We start from the raw sequence: 19,595 nt of genomic DNA, 5'->3' as shown, positions 1-19,595 counted from the left end.
CTCCTAATGCTTGTGGCCGGTGTCCAGCTTGCGCTCCAGATGCATGGAGTAGCGGGACATACCAAAACAGAAAATCCAGAAAACCAGGGCGGCGAACACGTAGCCTTCGGTGGCCATGCCCAACCATTTCGGGTCGGCAGCGGCTTGTTTGACACTGTTTAGCAGGTCGAACAGGCCAATGATGATCACCAGGCTGGTGTCCTTGAACAGAGCAATGAACGTGTTGACGATACCGGGGATAACCATCTTCAGCGCCTGGGGCAGGATCACCAGGCCCATGCTGCGCCAGTAACCCAAGCCCATCGCGGCGGCCGCTTCATACTGGCCTTTAGGGATGGCCTGCATACCGCCCCGAACCACTTCGGCGATATAGGCGGACTGGAACAGGATCACCCCGATCAGTGCGCGCAGCAGTTTGTCGAAGTTCATGCCTTCAGGCAGGAACAACGGCAGCATCACCGACGACATGAACAGCACGGTAATCAGTGGTACGCCACGCCAGAACTCGATGAAGGTGACGCAGACCACCTTCACCGCCGGCATGTTCGAACGCCGCCCCAGCGCCAGCACGATGCCCAGCGGCAAGGCCCCGGCGATACCCACCGTGGCGATCACCAGGGTCAGCATCAAGCCACCCCATTGACTGGTGGGCACAGTGTCCAGGCCGAATACCCCGCCATGCAGCAGGCAGTAGGCAATGATGGGGTACAGCACGATAAAGCTCAGCCCATACACCGCCTTGGGTTTGAATTTGGCGAAGAACAACGGCGCGATGCCGATGACCGCCAGCCACACGGTCATGTCTACCCGCCAGCGCAGCTCGGTCGGATAGTAACCGTACATGAACTGGCCCAGGCGCTGCTCGATGAACACCCAGCAGGCGCCTGCCTTGGTGCAGTCGGCGCGTTCGGTACCGACCCAGTTGGCATCGAAAATCGACCAGTTGAGCAACGGCGGCACGATCAGCCAGATCAGGTAGACGGCGAACAGGGTCAGCAGGGTGTTCAACCACCCGTTGAACAGGTTCTGCCGCATCCACGCCATCGGGCCAAAGACTTTGCTCGGTGGCGGCATATCGGGTTTAAAAGTATGAGTACTCATGCGCGTATCCTCACCGCTCGATCAGCGCAATGCGCTTGTTGTACCAGTTCATCAGCAGGGAAATGCTGATACTGATCGCCAGGTACACGCTCATGGTGATCGCAATCACTTCGATCGCCTGCCCCGTCTGGTTGAGCACGGTGCCGGCGAACAGCGAAACCATTTCTGGGTAGCCGATACCGGCTGCCAGCGAGGAGTTCTTGGCCAGGTTGAGGTATTGGCTGGTCAGCGGCGGAATGATCACCCGCATGGCCTGGGGGATGATCACCTTGCGCAGTGTTGGGCCATTGCGCAGCCCCAGCGAGCGGGCGGCTTCGGTCTGGCCGTGGCTGACAGATTTGATCCCGGAGCGCACGATTTCGGCAATGAACGCAGCGGTGTACACCGTCAACGCCAGGGTCAAGGCCAGCAGCTCGGGAATCATCACCCAGCCACCGACGAAGTTGAAGCCACGCAGCTCGGGCATTTCCCAGTGCACTGGGGTGCCGAACAGTAATGCGCTGAGGGCCGGCACTACCAACAAGATCGCCAGGCTGGCCCAGAACTTGTGGAATGGCTGGCCAGTGGCTTCAAAGCGCTTGTTGGCCCAGCGGCACAGCAGCACCACAGCCACGATCGCCACGACCACGGCGATGGCGAACGCGGTGAGGCCGGGGGCTACCAAGGCCGCCGGCATATTCAGGCCGCGGCTACTGACATAGAACATGTCCAGGAAGCCATGGGCCGCCCGTGGCCCCGGCAGGGTCAGGAACACCGCGAAGTACCAGAAGAGGATTTGCAGCAGCGGCGGAATATTGCGGAACACTTCGATATAAACGGTGGCCATTTTGCTGACCATCCAGTTTTGCGAAAGCCGCGCCACGCCGATGATGAACCCCAGGATCGTGGCCAGCACGATACCAATGAACGACACCAATAGGGTGTTCAGCAAGCCGATCAGGAAGACCCTGGCGTAGCTGTCTGCCTCGGTGTAATCGATAAGATGCTGAGCGATGCCGAAACCGGCACTGCGCTCCAGAAAGTCGAAGCCGGAGGTAATGCCCCGGTGCTGAAGGTTGGTTTGAGTGTTGTCGAACAGGAACCAGCCCAGCGAGACCACCGCGACAACCGTGATGATCTGAAATAGCCACGCACGCACTCGTGGATCGCTGAGGGACAGCCTCTGCTTAGGTGCGCCGATATGATTTTGCATGAATTGCCCCAGGAAGAATGGAACAGAACATCACCCGGCGGCTTACCCGCCGGGTGACAGGTCCATCAGCGCACGGGTGGTGCGTATTGAATGCCGCCAGCGTTCCACAGAGCGTTCTGGCCACGGTCGATCTTCAACGGGGTGTCTTTGCCGAGGTTGCGCTCGAACATCTCACCGTAGTTACCGACCTGCTTGACGATCTGCACGACCCAGTCTTTCGGCAATTTCAGGTCTTTGCCGTATTCGCCATCAGCGCCCAGCAAACGAGCGACGTCAGGGTTTTTCGTGGATTTGGCTTCGGCTTCGACGTTCTTCGACGTCACGCCCGCTTCTTCAGCGTTGAGCATGGCGAACAAGGTCCACTTAACGATGCTGAACCATTCTTCGTCGCCCTTACGTACGACAGGGCCCAGGGGCTCCTTGGAGATGGTTTCCGGCAGTACGACATAGTCGTTCGGCGCGGCCAGCTTGCTGCGCTGTGCGTAGAGCTGCGATTTGTCCGAGGTCAGTACGTCGCAACGGCCGGATTCCAGCGACTTGGCGCTTTCATCGGAGGTGTCGAAGGTGATCGGGGTGTACTTCAGGCCGTTGCCGCGGAAGTAGTCGGAAACGTTCAGCTCGGTGGTGGTACCGGCCTGGATGCAGATGGTCGCACCGTCCAGTTCCTTGGCGCTTTTGACGCCCAGCTTGTTGTTTACCAGAAAGCCGATGCCGTCGTAGTAGGTCACGCCGGTGAACACCAGGCCCATGCCCGAGTCACGGGAGCTGGTCCAGGTGGTGTTACGCGACAGCACGTCGATTTCACCGGATTGCAAAGCGGTGAAACGCTCTTTAGCGTTCAACTGGCTGAATTTGACCTTGTTCGCGTCGCCGAATACGGCAGCGGCTACCGCGCGGCAAACGTCGGCGTCGATACCGAGGATCTTGCCCTTGGCATCAGGCACCGAGAAGCCTGGCAGCCCGTCGCTGACGCCACATTGCACAAAACCCTTCTTCTGAATCGCATCCAGAGTGGCGCCTGCCTGGGCAAACCCGCTAACGCCTAGAACAGTGGCTGCAGTCAGTACGGCCAGGGTGGATTTCAACATCTTCATTCAAAACCTCCAGTGCTCTTGTTGTGTCTGTGCTTGAACAGCGCCGCACCCTTATGAGGCGACCTCGACCCGTGCTGGCTTTTTTTTGGGTCAAGCGGCGTGGCAAGTCATGATCCTGCCCGGTGTGCGCCAGGCAGGGCTAAAACGGACGGTTTCCCTTTCCCTGAACGAATGGTGGCACTTTAACCGCCTCCCCCCCATCAGTCATCGGTGAACCTGCCTGCGGGACGGGTGATTGCCCTCCCCCACCCAGTAAACACGTTAAAGTGTTACCGCCCGGAGAACACGCCCGCAGTATCCACTTGTATAGCAAAGCGCGTACCAGAGTGGCTAACGGAAGCGTTTCAGTGCACGTCAAGAGGAAAACTTGTAGCCTTGCGACATCTTCTTCCTACATTCACCTATGCGCCGCTTACATCGCCCTTTTTAGATGCACTCATTCAGAGCGAGCGCCCTTCAATGGAGCATATATGACCCAACCTCTCGTGCTAGAGCCCCACACTCCCGCTGACGCATGCGTCATTTGGCTGCACGGTCTGGGTGCAGGCCAAGACGACTTCCAACCCGTTGCGCAGATGCTGCAGAAGACCCTGACCACTACTCGGTTCGTGCTGCCCCAGGCCCCAGATCAGTCGGTGACCATCAACGGCGGCATGTCCATGCCCAGCTGGTATGACATCCTCCAGCTGACGTCCGAAGCCCGCGCTATCGACCGCGCGCAGTTGGAGGCCTCAGCCACCATGGTGATGCAATTGATCGAGGGCGAAAAAGCCAAGGGCATTGACCCCTTGCGGATCGTTATCGCCGGGTTCTCCCAAGGCGGCGCCGTAGTTCTGCACACCGCCTACCTGGCTTGGGAAGGCGCCCTGGGTGGGGTACTTGCACTGTCGACTTATGCGCCAACCTTTAGCCAGGACGTGCAATTGTCTGCCAGCCAACAGCGGATCCCCGCCTTGTGTCTGCATGGGCAGCGCGACGCGGTGGTGCCTAAACCCATGGGGCGCGCCGCCTACGACCACCTTGAACAGTGGGGCGTAACCTGCCAATGGCGCGAGTACGATATGGCCCATGAAGTGACGCTTGAAGAGATCCAAGATATCGGCGATTGGCTAGCTAAGCGCCTGACTGCAGCCGCAGCGTAACCTCTGGCACAGGGCCACAGGCGCTTTTCCTGTAGCCCTTTTGCCAGGACACTACGCCGCGCCCGATTCTTGCATTACACTGCCCGCTGTACATTCCTTAACCCACTAATGAGATGACCGTGCTCAAAGCACTCAAGAAGATTTTCGGAAAAAGCGAGGCTGAGCCGCTCGCAGCCGAAACCCCTACTCCCGTAGCCAGCCTGGAGCCTACTGGCTACCCTGCCCAGAGCCTGCCTGAGATCGCCGCCATTGCCGAGCCAGTCTCAGCGTCTGTGGCCAGGCCCGAACCGCCGCGCCCTGCGCCCCGCGTCAAGCCAGTGGCAGCGCCCTGGCGCCTGGAAGATTTCGAAGTTGCGCCCCAAGAAGGCAAAACTCGTTTCCACGACTTCAAGCTGTCGGCCGACCTGATGCACGCCATCCACGACCTCGGCTTCCCCTATTGCACGCCGATCCAGGCGCAGGTCTTGGGTTTTACCCTCAAAGGCCAGGACGCCATCGGCCGCGCGCAGACCGGCACCGGCAAGACCGCCGCGTTTCTGATTTCAATCATCACCCAACTGCAGCAAACCCCCGCGCCCAAAGAGCGCTACATGGGCGAGCCGCGGGCGCTGATCATCGCGCCCACCCGCGAGCTGGTGGTGCAGATCGCCAAGGACGCCGCCAACCTGACCAAATACACCAACCTGAACGTCATGACGTTCGTCGGTGGTATGGACTTCGACAAGCAACTCAAGCAGCTTGAAGCGCGGCATTGCGACATCTTGGTAGCGACCCCGGGGCGCCTGCTCGACTTCAACCAACGGGGCGAAGTGCACCTGGACATGGTCGAGGTGATGGTGCTCGACGAAGCCGACCGCATGTTAGATATGGGCTTTATTCCGCAGGTCCGTCAGATTATCCGCCAGACCCCGCCGAAGAATGAACGTCAGACTTTACTGTTCTCCGCCACATTCACCGACGACGTGATGAACCTGGCCAAACAGTGGACCACAGACCCCGCCATCGTTGAAATCGACGCCGAGAACGTTGCCAGCGATACGGTGGAACAGCATGTGTATGCGGTCGCCGGGGCTGACAAATACACGCTGCTCTACAATCTGGTGACCACCAATGACTGGGAACGGGTCATGGTCTTCGCCAACCGCAAGGACGAAGTACGCCGCATCGAAGAGCGCCTGGTGCGTGACGGCGTCAACGCCGCGCAGCTGTCAGGTGACGTGCCTCAGCATAAACGTATCAAGACCCTAGAGAACTTCCGTGAAGGCAAGGTACGCGTGCTGGTGGCCACCGACGTGGCCGGGCGCGGGATTCACATCGACGGCATCAGCCATGTGATCAACTTCACCCTGCCTGAAGTGCCTGACGACTATGTGCATCGCATCGGCCGTACTGGGCGTGCGGGCATGAGCGGCGTGTCGATCAGTTTCGCGGGCGAGGACGACTCTTATCAACTGCCGTCGATCGAGGCGTTGCTGGGCCGGAAGATCAATTTCGAAATGCCATCAGCTGAATTGCTCAAGCCTGTTCAGCGCAAGCGGCCGGTGTAACAAGGGCAAAAAGCTCGGGGGCAAGCGGAGCGCCGCCCGGCCCCCTCCTACAATGTTTCACATTGTTGTAGGAGGGGGTCTTGCCCCCGATCTTTTGCGCCAGCGGCCGGTATGACGCAGGTCAGACCCAGCGTTGGGCCGCGAGCTGGTCGCTGTCGCGGCCCTCGACCCAGCGTGGGCCGTCTTCGGTGGTTTCTTTCTTCCAGAACGGCGCGCGGGTTTTCAGATAGTCCATCACAAAGTCGCAGGCCTCGAACGCGGCCTGCCGATGGGCGCTGGCCACTCCGACGAACACGATAGGCTCACCCGGCGCCAGGGCGCCGACTCGATGCAGCACTTCCAGGCGTAACAGCGGCCAGCGCTGAGCGGCTTCAAAGGTGATTTTGGCCAACGCTTTTTCGGTCATCCCCGGGTAATGTTCCAGGAACATGCCTGCCACATCGCGGCCGTCGTTGAAATCGCGCACATAGCCGACGAAACCCACCACCGCGCCTACGCCCGTGTTGGCCAAATGCAGAGCATTCAACTCGGCGCCAGGGTCGAACGCTGCGGTCTGCACGCGGATGTTCATTTCAACCTCCTGTGACTTGGGGAAAAAATGCCAACTCATCACCGTCGAACAACGGCTCATCGAGCGAACACAGCTCTTCGTTGCGTGCACACATCAGGGTCTGTTCGGTAAGCACTGAACGGTCACCGCGCATGATCAGGAATTGGCGCAAGGCATCTACTGTGGCGAACTCACCTTCCACGCTCTCCTGATCCAGCCCTAGCGCCTCGCGGTAGCGGGCGAAATACAGCACCTTGAACTTCATCATTCACCTGCCTGGAAATGGCCGCTCTTACCACCCAGCTTTTCGAGCAAGCGCACGTTTTCGATCACCATGCCGCGGTCCACCGCCTTGCACATGTCGTAAATCGTCAGGGCGGCGACGCTGGCGGCGGTGAGGGCCTCCATTTCCACGCCAGTCTGCCCTGCCAGCTTGCAGCGGGCGTTAATCACAACTGCGTCATCACCCTCGGCCTGCAGCTCGACCTTGACGCTGGTGAGCATCAGCGGATGGCACAAAGGGATTAGATCGGAGGTTTTCTTCGCGGCCTGAATACCCGCGATACGTGCCACCGCAAACACATCACCCTTGGGGTGCTCGCCGTCGACGATCATGCGCAGCGTCGCTGGCAGCATGCGAATACGCGCCTGGGCCAGCGCTTCGCGGGAGGTCACAGCTTTATCGGTGACATCGACCATATTGGCACGGCCTTGGGAATCGAGATGCGTCAGCACAGACTTGCTCCTGTTTCGAATACGGCATTGTAAACCTGCAGCACGCGCCAAGGCGATCAGCCGAGCCAAGGCAGCAGCTCAGCTCAACTCAGTAACAGTGTAGTGCACGGGCCCAATGGAATAAGCAGATCCTTACCCGGTGCCAAGAAGGTACGTAACCCATGATCAGAACAGGAATTCAATCATGACCAAAGACGAATACGAAAAAGCCGTGACGGTTTGCAAAGCTTATATCGGCCAGACCTTCACCCAAACGCTGGGCGAGCAGATTGAAGAGAAAAGCGGCATGTTGCGGGTCGATGGTATAAAAGCCGGCTTCGTAGGTCACTACGGTGACACAAGAGCATTGCTGATGTTGGATGAGCACCAGAAAATCATTAGCATCATCGTGCGCCCCACTGAAGATACCTTCAAGTAAAGCTGAGGCTATCCCGCACTCGCGGGGCAAACACCAAGGCCAGGTTCTCACGAGCCTGGCCTTGGTGTTTGCGGGTTCTGGGCTATAGGTGGGTTTCGGCGTATTCAGCCAGGATCGACCGTGGCACCCCTTGCAGGGTGATGTGCACGCCGTTGGGGAAATCCTTGAAGCGCTCGGTAAGGTAGGTGAGGCCCGAGCTGGTGGCGGACAGGTAAGGCGTGTCGATCTGCGCCAGGTTGCCCAGGCAGATCACTTTAGACCCGGTACCGGCACGGGTGATGATGGTTTTCATCTGGTGCGGGGTAAGGTTCTGGCATTCATCGATCAGAATCAGGCTCTGCTGGAAACTGCGGCCGCGAATGTAGTTGAGGGATTTGAACTGCAACGGCACTTTACTGAGAATGTAGTCGACGCTGCCATGGGTGTTTTCATCATCCATGTGCAGAGCCTCCAGGTTATCGGTGATAGCCCCCAGCCAGGGCTCCATTTTTTCCGCCTCGGTGCCCGGCAGAAAGCCGATCTCCTGATCCAGCCCCTGCACGCTGCGGGTGGCGATGATCCGGCGGTAGCGCTTGCTGACCATGGTCTGCTCGATCGCCGCTGCCAGGGCAAGAATAGTCTTGCCAGAGCCTGCGGCGCCCGACAGGTTGACCAGATGGATATCGGGGTCGAGCAAGGCAAACAGGGCCAGCCCCTGGTAAATGTCCCGAGGCTTGAGCCCCCAGGCCTCCTGATGCAGTAACGGCTCCTGATGCAAGTCGAGGATCATCAGCTCGCCGTCTTTGATACCTTTGATCCAGCCGACGAAGCCCTGCTCGTCGACGATAAACTCGTTCATGTGCACGGCCGGCAGCATTTCCGCGAGCTGTACGCGGTGCCAGGTACGGCCATGGTCTTGGCGGGTGTCGACCTTGCTCACGCGGTCCCAGAACGAGCCGGTCAGGGTGTGATAGCCACGGGACAACAGGGAAACGTCGTCCACCAACTGGTCGGTACTATAGTCCTCGGCTTCAATACCGCAGGCGCGCGCCTTCAGGCGCATGTTGATGTCTTTGGTCACCAGAATGACGCTGAGCGCCGGGTTGCGCGCATGTAGGTCAATCAACTGGTTGATGATGATGTTGTCGTTCAAATGCGCTGGAAGCAACGCGGACGGCTCGCCGCGCTTGTCCATCAGAATCGATAAAAAGCCCTTGGGCTCGCCCTTGCCTCGGCTGATCGGCACGCCCCGCTCGACATCGGCCGGGGACGCATCGCCCAGGGTTTTATCGATCAGGCGAATGGCCTGGCGACATTCGGCCGCCACTGAGTGCTTGCCGGCCTTGAGTTTGTCCAGTTCCTCCAGAACGGTCATGGGAATAGCAACGTGATGTTCTTCGAAATTCAGCAATGCGTTGGGATCGTGGATCAGAACATTGGTATCGAGCACGTAAAGGATTGGCTGGTGGGAAGAGGGGCTGCGTCCATTTTCATCCATACTCGGTCACCTTTGTGGGAGCCTGTCGACGCAATACCTGAGCGGTGCTGCGCCGCGAAGTGACCGCCAAAACCCGCACCGGGGAGCAGGGACTGCAGACAGAAAATGGGCCGTGTCAGGACGCCACCTGTGTCGCAGGGTTCGGCGGTCTGTGTTCGTAATACCGCAAAACCCATTACCGAAAAAAGTACTTTGACAGTTTTTTGAAGTTTATTTTTCTGTGTGACGAATAACGCTTGGCGCGCTCGCCCCGCGCCGTTACAGTCGGAAGTCAACCGGCCCCGCCAGCGCGCCAAATTTTCCCCCCTCCAGCCTCAATGCCCAGCAAAACCGGGCATCTCGTCGAAATCTCGGCAATCTTCCCAAGCGATCCCACTTTGCGCCGTGCGCTGCAGTAACCAAGGCACTGCGGCCTGGGCTTTGGCTTCGCTGTCGTGAAAGCTGATGATCCCTTTGCGCCACAGCAGCATCAGCGTCAGCACCCGTTGCGCCGATTGGTCGGCACTGACGCGCGGGTCGCCATCCAGCGAGTCGATGTCCCACAGCACCACTTGCACCCTTTGGCTGGCGAAGAATTCCTGGCTGTCCGAGCGCCGCTGCCCGTAGGGTGGCCGGAACTGCGCCACGTAGCTGCGCGGCAGTTCATTCTGAACCAGGGCCAGGCTGCGCAGCACCGAACTCTGCCAGTCCAGCCATTGGCTATGGGAACGGTACTCCCAGCCTTGGACGCCTACGCACTGGTCACGGTAAATGGCGCGCAGGTCCCCGCCCTGGCTGCCATCGCGGCGCTTTTGCAAATTGTTGCCCAGCACGAAAAACGTCGCCCGCAGCTGTTGCCGGCGCAGGTAATCGGCCAGCCATTCAGTGTTGCCACTGGCTAATGCTGGGCCACCCTCGAAGGTCAGTAGAAACACCCGATCCTTTAACTCATCGCCGTTTCGCTCCAGCCCCGAAAAACGTTCGATTTCGCTGCTGATCTGCGGGAACAACGCAGCCATGTGCAGCAGCTCGTCCAGGTAGCGCTGGTGGAACATCGCGCTGGGCGCTGCCCACTGGGCATAGAACGAGTCAGCCCCGATCGCATACTCGCCGGCTTGCTCGCGAAGGCCAGCGAGGTCCTCGATGGCATAGCAGAACGAAGCGTCTTGGCTGCAACTTTGGCTGGCCGCGGCATAGTTCTGCGCCAGGCGCTGCCACAGCCGTTCACGCAGTGTGTTGATCGACGCCAGGTTGATCTGGCGCAAGCCCAGGCGCAGGGCTAATTCGGCCTCAGCCAGCCGCTCGCTGTCGCGCAGCGCACGGGCAAACCCCAGGATCTCCGCTCGCGAAGCCACATCGAACAGCACCGGGCTGTTCAACTGTTCGGGCCACTGGCTGCGGTCGACCGTCGCCGGCACCGGCGCTGCCGCCTGAGCCAACGGCGCAGCTAACGCTAAAGCGAGCAGTAGAGCAAAGCGCAAGGGTAACCTCCTAGTCAGCACGAGACCGCCCTACCGCGCGCCCCCGCAAAAATGCCTGGCGAGTATAGAGCTATTCACTGGGCGCTATCACCCATGCACCGCGTACGCGGCCGCCCGCAGAACACCGCTGCGAAAACGGCTCGGCAGGCATCTGGACAACCCGTAAACTGTGCGGCCTAGCCTGTTTAACGCTGCCCGGTCGCCGCGCAGGCACTTTACCTACAGTACCTAGGAGACGCGCTTATGCTCATGGTGATATCGCCGGCCAAGACCCTGGACTTTGAAAATCCCCCCGTCACTAAAAAGTTTACCCAACCTGCATATTTGCAGCACTCCGAAGAATTGATGAGCCTATTGCGTGAGTTCACTCCTGCGCAAATCAGCGAACTCATGCATTTGTCGGACAAGTTGGCTGGCCTCAACGCCGCACGCTTTGGCAGTTGGCAGCCACCCTTCACCCAGGACAACGCCAAGCAGGCGTTACTGGCCTTCCGCGGTGATGTGTACACCGGGCTCGATGCCGACACCCTAGGCGCGCGCGACTTCGATTTTGCGCAAAAACACCTGCGGGTGTTATCCGGGCTTTACGGTTTATTGCGCCCACTCGACCTGATCCAACCCTATCGGCTGGAGATGGGCACGAAATTGGCTAACGCTCGTGGCAAAGACCTGTACGCATTTTGGGGCGAGCACATTAGCCAATGGCTCAACGAGGCGCTCCAGGCACAGGGTGACGACATCCTACTGAACCTGGCATCCAACGAATACTTTTCCGCCGTCAAACATTCGACGCTTAAGGCGCGAGTGATTAATACCGAGTTCCGCGATCTAAAGAATGGCCAATATAAGATCATCAGCTTCTATGCAAAGCGTGCACGCGGCCTCATGAGCCGTTTTGTTATTCAAGAACGCATCGAACAACCAGAAAAACTCAAGGGTTTCGAGCTTGACGGCTACCGCTATGACAGCGACCGCTCTAAGGCCGATCACCTGGTGTTTATACGCGAGCCGCAAGACCAATAATGCGCCCGTCCAGTGCAGCGGTTGCAACGACCGCTGCCTGTTTAAGCAGTTCCCGATAAGTCGCCACACTAGCCAGTGACATTTTTATAGCGTCATAGTTATGTCGTTTGCCCTAGTTGGGTAAAAACCAAGTTCGACCGTTCAGCATTTTTTTTCGAAATTTTTCAAAAAAATTCCAATGATGGCAATAAGCCAACAGCTTCAAGCAAGTCCTTTACCTGCAAGGGTAAACCGGCGTTCAGTGGCGAAAATGATGGCGATCATCCTATTCATCAGCCTAAAAAATTTTTCATGGGGCGCCCGCCGCCCAGGAACTAATCGGGAGATCAGTGGCTCATACCACCCGTAGCGATTCTCATCGCAGTGTGAGAGATGACCTACAAATGGAATGCAGAAGGGCCTGGTGGTTGTCCAGGCATATCCGGCCCGTTGGTACGTAGCGTACACAGCGGCCGATCTCAGGGAGAGCAGCACCAACAGCACATATAACAGCCAGGCCATGGTACCCACTGGGTGCGTGTGCAAGGCGGCTTAGTACTTGATTGAATGGATATAACTCCAATAGCCACAATAGGTACTGTCCAGCTGTAGAGTCGTTTTGTAATAAAGGCCGGCTACATTTCAGGGCGACTGTTTAATACACGTCCAAGTAGCGCCCAACTTGAGTGCACACGCTAGTGCACTCCATACATATATGCCTGCGCACGGTCAGTTCGGCAGTTATTGCCGCCTGTCTTGGCGCCTGAGTGCAGCGAGTTAATTAACCCTTGTTGGCTTCGATACTCGATAGCCGGCGCGTAAACACATGAGGTGAATGCATGCGTATCAGCATTTTCGGTTTGGGCTATGTCGGTGCAGTCTGTGCCGGTTGCCTGTCTGCACGTGGCCACGATGTTATTGGCGTGGACGTTTCCAAAGCCAAAATCGACCTGATCAACAGCGGCAAATCGCCGATTGTCGAACCTGGCCTGGGTGAGTTGCTCGACCAAGGGATCAAAACCGGCAAGCTGCGCGGCACTACCGATTTCTCGGAAGCCATCCGCGACACCGACCTGTCGATGATCTGCGTCGGTACCCCGAGCAAGAAGAACGGCGACCTGGAACTCAACTACATTGAGTCGGTTTGCCGCGAGATCGGCCTGGTCCTGCGTGACAAGAGCACTCGCCATACCGTTGTCGTGCGCAGCACCGTTCTGCCAGGCACCGTGAAAAACGTGGTCATCCCAATTCTTGAAGACTGCTCTGGCAAAAAGGCCGGTAAAGACTTCGGCGTTGCGGTGAACCCAGAGTTCCTGCGTGAAAGCACCGCGATCAAAGACTACGACCACCCGCCGATGACCGTGATCGGTCAATTCGACGACCTGTCGGGCGACGCCCTGCAGTCGCTGTACGAAGAACTCGACGCGCCGATCATCCGCAAGGACATCGAAGTCGCCGAGATGATCAAGTACACCTGCAACGTATGGCACGCGACCAAGGTCACTTTCGCCAACGAAATCGGCAACATTGCCAAAGCTTGCGGCGTCGATGGCCGTGAAGTCATGGACGTTGTATGCCAGGACAAGACCCTCAACCTGTCCCAGTACTACATGCGCCCAGGTTTCGCTTTCGGCGGCTCGTGCCTGCCCAAAGACGTACGCGCCCTGACCTACCGTGCAGGTTCCCTGGACGTGGAAGCTCCGCTGCTGAACTCGCTGATGCGCAGCAACGTGACCCAGGTACAGAACGCGTTCGACATCATCTCCGGCTACGACAAGCGCAAAGTGTCCCTGCTGGGCCTGAGCTTCAAGGCAGGCACCGACGACCTGCGTGAAAGCCCGCTGGTCGAGCTGGCTGAAATGCTGATCGGTAAAGGCTTCGACCTGAAGATCTACGATAGCAACGTCGAATACGCACGTGTTCACGGCGCTAACAAGGACTACATCGAGTCGAAGATCCCGCACGTCTCCTCCCTGCTGGATTCGGACTTCGACGCCGTGATCGGCCACTCGGACATCATCATCGTGGGCAACCGCGACGAGAAGTTCCGCGCCCTGGTCGACGCTGTACCTCAGGGCAAGCAAGTGCTTGACCTGGTTGGCTTCATGCCACGCACCACGAGTGTAGAAGACCGCAACGAAGGCATCTGCTGGTAACAGCCCCGCCCGCAAGAGGTTCGCGCCTCTTGCGGGTTTTACTGCCTGCCTTAACAAACTTCGGGCTTCGTGACCCGTTTCTACGTGCCCGATAACAGGACGGATGCAGATCATGCACAGGCTAAGAAATGGCCTCCTCCAGGCCGCCGGTTGGCTGTTTTACCTGACCTTGTTGATGGCGCTCGCCATGATGCTGCCAACAACGATTTTCGATTCCAACTCGAAAGACTTCATATTCCTGATTGGTGCCATTGGTATCTGGCGCTACTCGATGGGTGCAACGCATTTCGTGCGCGGCATGATCTTCCTCTACATCGTTTACCCACACCTGCGCCGCAAAGTGCGCAAGCTGGGCACCGATGCAGACCCTTCCCACGTCTTCCTGATGGTCACCAGCTTCCGTATCGACGCTCTGACCACCGCCCAGGTGTACAGCTCGGTCATCCGTGAGGCCATCGATTGTGGCTTCCCGACCACCGTGGTGTGCTCGCTGGTGGAAATGTCCGATGAGATGTTGGTGAAAAGCCTGTGGGCCAAGATGGCCCCGCCTGACCGCGTCAGCCTCGACTTCGTACGCATTGCCGGCACTGGTAAGCGTGACGGCCTGGCCTATGGCTTCCGTGCTATCTCGCGCCACATGCCCGACGAAAACGCAGTAGTGGCCGTGGTTGACGGCGACACCGTGCTTGGCGAAGGCGTTGTGCGCAAAACCGTGCCTTGGTTCAGGCTGTTCGGCAATGTCGGCGGCCTGACCACCAACGAGTTTTGCGAGGTACGTGGCGGCTACATCATGAGCGAGTGGCACAAACTGCGCTTCGCCCAGCGTCACATCAACATGTGCTCCATGGCTCTGTCCAAGCGCGTATTGACCATGACCGGGCGGATGTCGGTATTCCGCGCTTCCGTGGTGACCAACCCGGACTTCATCGCCGACGTTGAAAGCGATTCGCTGGAACACTGGCGTTTGGGCCGTTTCAAGTTCTTGACCGGCGACGACAAGTCCAGCTGGTTCAGCCTGATGCGCCTGGGCTACGACACTTTTTACGTGCCGGATGCGGCGATCAACACCGTAGAGCATCCGCCCGAGAAGAGCTTCCTCAAGGCCAGCCGTAAGCTTATGTACCGCTGGTACGGCAACAACCTGCGGCAGAACTCCCGCGCACTGGGCCTGGGCCTAGGCCGCCTGGGGGCGTTCACCAGCCTGGTGTTGTTCGATCAGCGTGTTTCGATGTGGACCAGCCTGCTCGGCCTGACCGCCTCGATCATCGCCAGCTTCAAGTTCGGCATCGGTTTCCTCATGGTTTACCTGCTGTGGATCGGCATTACGCGGTTGATCCTGACCATCATGCTGATGTGCTCGGGCCACTCCATCGGCCCGGCGTACCCGGCGATCCTCTATTACAACCAGATCGTGGGGGCAATGATGAAGATCTACGTCTTCTTCCGCCTCGACAAGCAGTCTTGGACACGCCAGCCCACCACGCTGAAACGTGACCTCGCCAGTTTTCAACAATGGTTCAACACCTGGTCGTCCCGGACCATGACCTTCTCAGCCGCCAGCATCTTCGTTGCTGTGCTGTTTGTGATGGTCTGAGCCGGAACCCGAATAGATTAAGTAGGAAGAATCGCCATGAATAACGCCGTGAATGTCAATGTTGTGCATGAATCCGAAGCCCAACGCCAACACGCCCGGGTCAAGATCCCGGCCAAGTTGCGCTACCTGGGGCCGAACCGTGAAACCACCGAAGCGCGCATCGAAGATCTGTCGGCAGGGGGCTTCGCCTTCCACGCCAAGCAGCCGCTCAAGCAAGGCGAAGTCTACAAAGGCCGCCTGATGTTCGTGATCGACAACCTTGGCCTGGCCATGGACGTCGAGTTTCAGGTGCGCTCGATCGAAGGCGACGGCCGTGTCGGCTGCCAGTTCCAGAACCTGGAACAGCAGGACATCGCGACCTTGCGTCACCTGATCACTTCTCACCTCTCCGGTGAGTTGGTCAACATGGGTGATGTGCTGGGCACCCTGCAACGCGACAACTTCACCAAAGCACGCAAGCGCAAAGACGGCACCGGTGGCATGAGCGCGCTGGGCCGCCTGCGTGCAGTGACCTTCAGCTTGGGTATCTTCATCGTCGGCCTGGCCGCCTTTGGGTTTGTTCTCAAGTCGGTCTACGGCCTGTACTTCGTCAGCCACGCCGAAGCCGGCCTGGTCAGCGTACCGGGCATGAACGTGACCATGCCCCGTGACGGCACCGTACAAAGCCTGCTGGGCGCCAATGGCGACGCTCCTAAAGGCGCTCCGATTGCCAGCTTTAGCACCAGCATGCTGGACGTGCTCAAAGGTCACTTGGACGAAGATCAACTGTCCCCAGAAAAAGTCACCGAGCTGTTTGGCAAGCAAATGACCGGTACCCTGACCTCGCCTTGCGATTGCGTGGTGGCTCAGCAACTGGTTTCTGACGGCCAGTACGCCAGCAAAGGCGACGTGATCTTCCAACTGGTGCCACGCAACAGCCAGGCTTCGATCGAAGCGCGCTTCAGCTACCGCCAGTTCGGCCAGGTTCGCCCAGGCACCCGCGTTAACTTCCAGGTGGCCGGTGAAGACCAGATTCGCCAAGGCGAAATCATCAGCAGCACTAGCCTGAGCAGCGCCGACCTGTCGTCTGACCTGCGCGTGCAGATCAAGCCTGACGAGCCTCTGTCCAGCAGCCTGGCTGGCCGTCCGGTAGAAGTGAACAGCGATCGCGGCCCGTCGATGAACTGGTTCATCAATAAAGCCATGGCCCACGGCCTCTAAGTTGAAGACCTGGAGGACACCGACTGTGCCTAGCCCCACGACAACCATGAACAGACCCGCGCTATTGGGCCTGGCCATCGCAATCGGCCTGGCCGGTTGCGCCGGCCTGCCCGACCAGCGTTTGGCCAATGAAGCGCTCAAGCGCGGTGACACGCAGCTGGCTCAGCAGAACTATCAGCAATTGGCTAACTTGGGCTACAGCGAAGCCCAGGTCGGCCTGGCCGATATCCAGGTTGAAACGCGTGACCCTGAACAAATGAAAAAAGCCGAGGCCACTTACCGGGCCGCGGCGGCTGTTTCTCCACGGGCTCAGTCCCGCCTTGGCCGCCTGTTGGTGGCCAAACCGAATTCGACCGAAGCCGAACGCCATGAGGCCGAAGGCTTGCTGAAGAAGTCCTTCGCCAACGGTGAAGGCAATACATTGATCCCGCTGGCGATGCTCTACCTGCAATACCCGCAGAGTTTCCCTTCGGTGAACGCGCAAGAGAAGATCAGCCAATGGCAAGCCCAGGGTTACCCCGAAGCTGGCCTGGCGCAGGTGCTGCTGTATCGCACCCAGAACACCTATGACCAACACTTGGACGACGTCGAACGCATTTGTAAGGCGGCCCTGGCCACCACCGACGTCTGCTATGTCGAGCTGGCCACTGTCTACCAGAAGCGCGGCCAGACCGAGCAACAAGCGGCGTTGATCGAGCAGTTGAAGAGCGGCTACAGCAGCGGCGCGGTCACCCCCAACCGGGTCGACAGCGTCGCGCGGGTGCTGAGCGACTCGACCCTGGGCCAGACCGACGAGAAGACCGCCCAGAGCTTGCTGGAGAACATCGCCCCGGGCTACCCGGCGGCGTGGGTCAGCCTGGCGCAGTTGCTGTACGACTTCCCCGAGTTGGGTGACGTCGACAAAATGATGGAGTACCTGGACAAAGGCCGCGAAGCCGCGCAACCGCGCGCCGAGCTGCTGCTGGGTAAGGTTTATTACGAAGGCAAGCTGGTCATCCCGGATGCCGGCAAAGCCCTCGAGCATTTGAAGAAAGCCGCGGCCGGTGGCGAGATCAGCGCCCATTACTACATGGGTCAGATTTATCGCCGTGGCTACCTGGGCCAGGTTTATCCGCAAGATGCGGTCAACGAATTGCTGATCGCCGCGCGCAGCGGTCAGGCCAGCGCCGACTACGCCCTGGCCCAGTTGTACTCGGGCGGGCGCGGCACGATGCCCAACCCGGTGAACGCCTACGCGTTCATTCAACTGGCCAAGCTGCAACCAGAGCCCGCACCCCAGGTGCAGGAACTGGCAACCACATTGGAAGCACAACTGACCCCTGAACAGCGCGCCCAGGCTCAAAAGCTGGCCCTGCAGGAACAACAAGCGCGTGGAGCGATGGCCCAGACCAATAACCTGGCCATGCATGCCCTGCCAGAAGAAGAAGTCGGTGAGGACGAATCGCTATGAAGCTGAACCATTGGATGAAGGCCGGTATCGGCTTGGGCTGTGCTGCGTTGTGGTCGTGCCCGACGCTGGCGGCGTTGACCGCCGAGCAAAACTTCGGCCTCGAAGTCAAAGGCACTTACCAGTCCGAGGATGACCGCGACCTGGGCACCCGTGGGGGTGGCGACGTCAGCGGCCTGGGCCTGGACGTGCGCCCATGGGCGTACGGCGAGTGGGGTAACTGGAGCGCCTATGCCATGGGCCAGGCGGTAGTGTCCACCGACATTATCCAGACCGATACACTGCAACAGGCCAGTGATATTAACACCAACACCAGTTCCAGCGATGCCCGCGAGCCCGATAAGAACTACCTGGCCATGCGCGAATTCTGGGTCGGTTACAGCGGCTTCACGCCCTACCCTGGCGAGATTTTCAAGGTCGGTCGGCAGCGCCTGCGCAATGACGACGGCCAATGGCGCGATGCCAATATCGAAGCCATCAACTGGACCTTCGACACCACGCTGTTGCGCGCCAATGTCGGTACCGCCGAACGTTTCAGCGAATACCGCACGGACCTCACCGAGCTGGCACCGGACGATGAAGATCGCCTGCACGTGTACGGCGACGCCGAGTACCAGTGGATGCCTGGGCAATGGGCCGGTGTTCGCGCTCACCACACCCATGACGACGGCAAGCTGGCCCGCCAGGGTGTGGCCATCGACGAGATGGACAAGACCAGCAACGGCGACCTGACCTGGTTGGGCCTGCAAGCCAACAGCGATGCGTACAACCACCGCAACCTCAACCAGATCAACTACTGGGGCAGCCTGACTTGGCTCAACGGCGACCGTGACACGGTCAGCTCTGACGCCAATGGCCTGGCTGCGGCCAAACAAAGTGAAAACGTCAATGCCTGGGCCACTGACTTCGGCCTGCGCGTGCGCCTCGATCAGGCGTGGCAAGTGGGCGCTGCTTATGCCCGTGCCAGCAAGGACTACGAACAGAATGGCCTGGAAAGCAACCGCTCGAACTGGACCGGTACCCGCAGCCGCGTGCATCGCTTCGGTGAAGCCTTCCAAGCAGAAATGGCTAACGTACAAACCGCTTCGCTGTTCACCTCGTGGCAGCTGCGCGACGAATACGATGCCAGCCTGATCTACCACCGTTTCTGGCGCGTAGATGGCAACGAGCGCATCGGCAGCAGCGGCATTAACGCCGCTCAAAATACTACCGACGGTACCGGCGCTGTGCTGACCAGCACCTCGCTGCCCTTGCTCGACGGTGAAAAAGACCTCGGCCAGGAACTCGACCTGGTGGTCACCAAGTACTTCAAACAGGGCTTGTTGCCAGCGGCACTGAGCCAGTCGATCGACGAACCTTCGGCTCTGGTGCGCTTGCGTGCCGGCGTATTCAAGCCCGGTGACGCTTACGGCAACCAGGTGGATTCGTTGATGCACCGCGCCTTCGTCGACGTGATCTGGCGTTTTTGATGCAAGCCGCC

Annotated in this window: 17 protein-coding genes; 9 read left to right on the top strand and 8 right to left on the bottom strand. The window is 59.0% G+C overall.

The window, feature by feature from the left end:
• Positions 1-3 precede the first annotated feature (3 nt).
• The 3 genes from QCL65_RS04775 to QCL65_RS04765 all read right to left on the bottom strand — a co-directional run bounded on the left by QCL65_RS04775 (position 4) and on the right by QCL65_RS04765 (position 3,387).
• On the bottom strand, positions 4-1,101 hold the full coding sequence (locus QCL65_RS04775; protein WP_407315148.1) for an amino acid ABC transporter permease: 1,098 nt from the start codon (positions 1,099-1,101) through the stop codon (positions 4-6).
• 10 nt (positions 1,102-1,111) lie between these two features.
• Positions 1,112-2,293, bottom strand: coding sequence for an amino acid ABC transporter permease (locus QCL65_RS04770; protein WP_407315147.1), 1,182 nt, complete (start codon positions 2,291-2,293; stop codon positions 1,112-1,114).
• Positions 2,294-2,358: 65 nt separating this feature from the next.
• Entirely contained in the window at positions 2,359-3,387 is a 1,029-nt protein-coding gene (locus tag QCL65_RS04765) for an amino acid ABC transporter substrate-binding protein (RefSeq protein WP_407315146.1), read from the bottom strand.
• 470 nt (positions 3,388-3,857) lie between these two features.
• Between QCL65_RS04765 and QCL65_RS04760 the strand changes: the two genes are divergently transcribed.
• Both QCL65_RS04760 and rhlB read left to right on the top strand, forming a co-directional pair.
• Entirely contained in the window at positions 3,858-4,529 is a 672-nt protein-coding gene (locus QCL65_RS04760; protein ID WP_407315145.1) for an alpha/beta hydrolase, read from the top strand.
• Between the two features lie 119 nt (positions 4,530-4,648).
• Complete coding sequence (gene rhlB / locus QCL65_RS04755; RefSeq protein WP_407315144.1) at positions 4,649-6,076, top strand: ATP-dependent RNA helicase RhlB; 1,428 nt, start codon at positions 4,649-4,651, stop codon at positions 6,074-6,076.
• Positions 6,077-6,197: 121 nt separating this feature from the next.
• On the opposite strand, the gene moaE is transcribed toward rhlB, so the two are convergent.
• Genes moaE through moaC form a run of 3 tightly spaced genes read right to left on the bottom strand, consistent with a single transcriptional unit; the run spans position 6,198 to position 7,361 of the window.
• The gene (moaE, locus tag QCL65_RS04750) at positions 6,198-6,647 is read right to left on the bottom strand and encodes a molybdopterin synthase catalytic subunit MoaE (RefSeq protein ID WP_407315143.1); all 450 of its coding nucleotides are present in this window, start codon (positions 6,645-6,647) and stop codon (positions 6,198-6,200) included.
• 1 nt (position 6,648) lies between these two features.
• The gene (locus QCL65_RS04745) at positions 6,649-6,891 is read right to left on the bottom strand and encodes a MoaD/ThiS family protein (RefSeq protein ID WP_407316661.1); all 243 of its coding nucleotides are present in this window, start codon (positions 6,889-6,891) and stop codon (positions 6,649-6,651) included.
• Complete coding sequence (gene moaC / locus QCL65_RS04740; RefSeq protein WP_407315142.1) at positions 6,891-7,361, bottom strand: cyclic pyranopterin monophosphate synthase MoaC; 471 nt, start codon at positions 7,359-7,361, stop codon at positions 6,891-6,893. The genes QCL65_RS04745 and moaC overlap by 1 nt, the downstream gene beginning before the upstream one ends.
• A gap of 184 nt (positions 7,362-7,545) precedes the next feature.
• On the opposite strand from moaC, the gene QCL65_RS04735 reads away from it, so the two are divergent.
• On the top strand, positions 7,546-7,779 hold the full coding sequence (locus QCL65_RS04735; RefSeq protein WP_407315141.1) for a hypothetical protein: 234 nt from the start codon (positions 7,546-7,548) through the stop codon (positions 7,777-7,779).
• Between the two features lie 82 nt (positions 7,780-7,861).
• Here QCL65_RS04735 and QCL65_RS04730 read toward each other — a convergent pair whose 3' ends face one another.
• Positions 7,862-9,256: a PhoH family protein gene (locus QCL65_RS04730; RefSeq protein ID WP_407315140.1), complete on the bottom strand. Its 1,395-nt coding sequence runs from the start codon at positions 9,254-9,256 to the stop codon at positions 7,862-7,864.
• A gap of 314 nt (positions 9,257-9,570) precedes the next feature.
• Complete coding sequence (locus QCL65_RS04725) at positions 9,571-10,716, bottom strand: polysaccharide deacetylase family protein (protein ID WP_407315139.1); 1,146 nt, start codon at positions 10,714-10,716, stop codon at positions 9,571-9,573.
• A 243-nt stretch (positions 10,717-10,959) separates the two neighbouring features.
• Between QCL65_RS04725 and yaaA the strand changes: the two genes are divergently transcribed.
• The 6 genes from yaaA (at position 10,960) to QCL65_RS04695 (ending at position 19,584) form a co-directional block, all read left to right on the top strand.
• Complete coding sequence (gene yaaA / locus QCL65_RS04720) at positions 10,960-11,739, top strand: peroxide stress protein YaaA (protein ID WP_407315138.1); 780 nt, start codon at positions 10,960-10,962, stop codon at positions 11,737-11,739.
• Between the two features lie 818 nt (positions 11,740-12,557).
• Entirely contained in the window at positions 12,558-13,874 is a 1,317-nt protein-coding gene (locus QCL65_RS04715) for a nucleotide sugar dehydrogenase (protein ID WP_407315137.1), read from the top strand.
• 112 nt (positions 13,875-13,986) lie between these two features.
• A complete protein-coding gene (gene alg8 / locus QCL65_RS04710) occupies positions 13,987-15,468 on the top strand; it encodes a mannuronan synthase (RefSeq protein ID WP_407315136.1) in 1,482 nt (493 codons plus the stop codon).
• Between the two features lie 36 nt (positions 15,469-15,504).
• The gene (locus tag QCL65_RS04705) at positions 15,505-16,668 is read left to right on the top strand and encodes a PilZ domain-containing protein (RefSeq protein WP_407315135.1); all 1,164 of its coding nucleotides are present in this window, start codon (positions 15,505-15,507) and stop codon (positions 16,666-16,668) included.
• Between the two features lie 46 nt (positions 16,669-16,714).
• On the top strand, positions 16,715-18,118 hold the full coding sequence (algK, locus tag QCL65_RS04700; RefSeq protein WP_407315134.1) for an alginate biosynthesis TPR repeat lipoprotein AlgK: 1,404 nt from the start codon (positions 16,715-16,717) through the stop codon (positions 18,116-18,118).
• Complete coding sequence (locus QCL65_RS04695; protein WP_407315133.1) at positions 18,115-19,584, top strand: alginate export family protein; 1,470 nt, start codon at positions 18,115-18,117, stop codon at positions 19,582-19,584. The genes algK and QCL65_RS04695 overlap by 4 nt, the downstream gene beginning before the upstream one ends.
• Positions 19,585-19,595 lie beyond the last annotated feature (11 nt).

The sequence above is a fragment of the Pseudomonas sp. nanlin1 genome, assembly GCF_045571515.1.
In the GTDB taxonomy this organism is placed as follows: Bacteria; Pseudomonadota; Gammaproteobacteria; order Pseudomonadales; family Pseudomonadaceae; genus Aquipseudomonas.
Note: the sequence above shows the minus strand (reverse complement) of the source record. Positions and strands in the feature narration are given on the sequence as shown.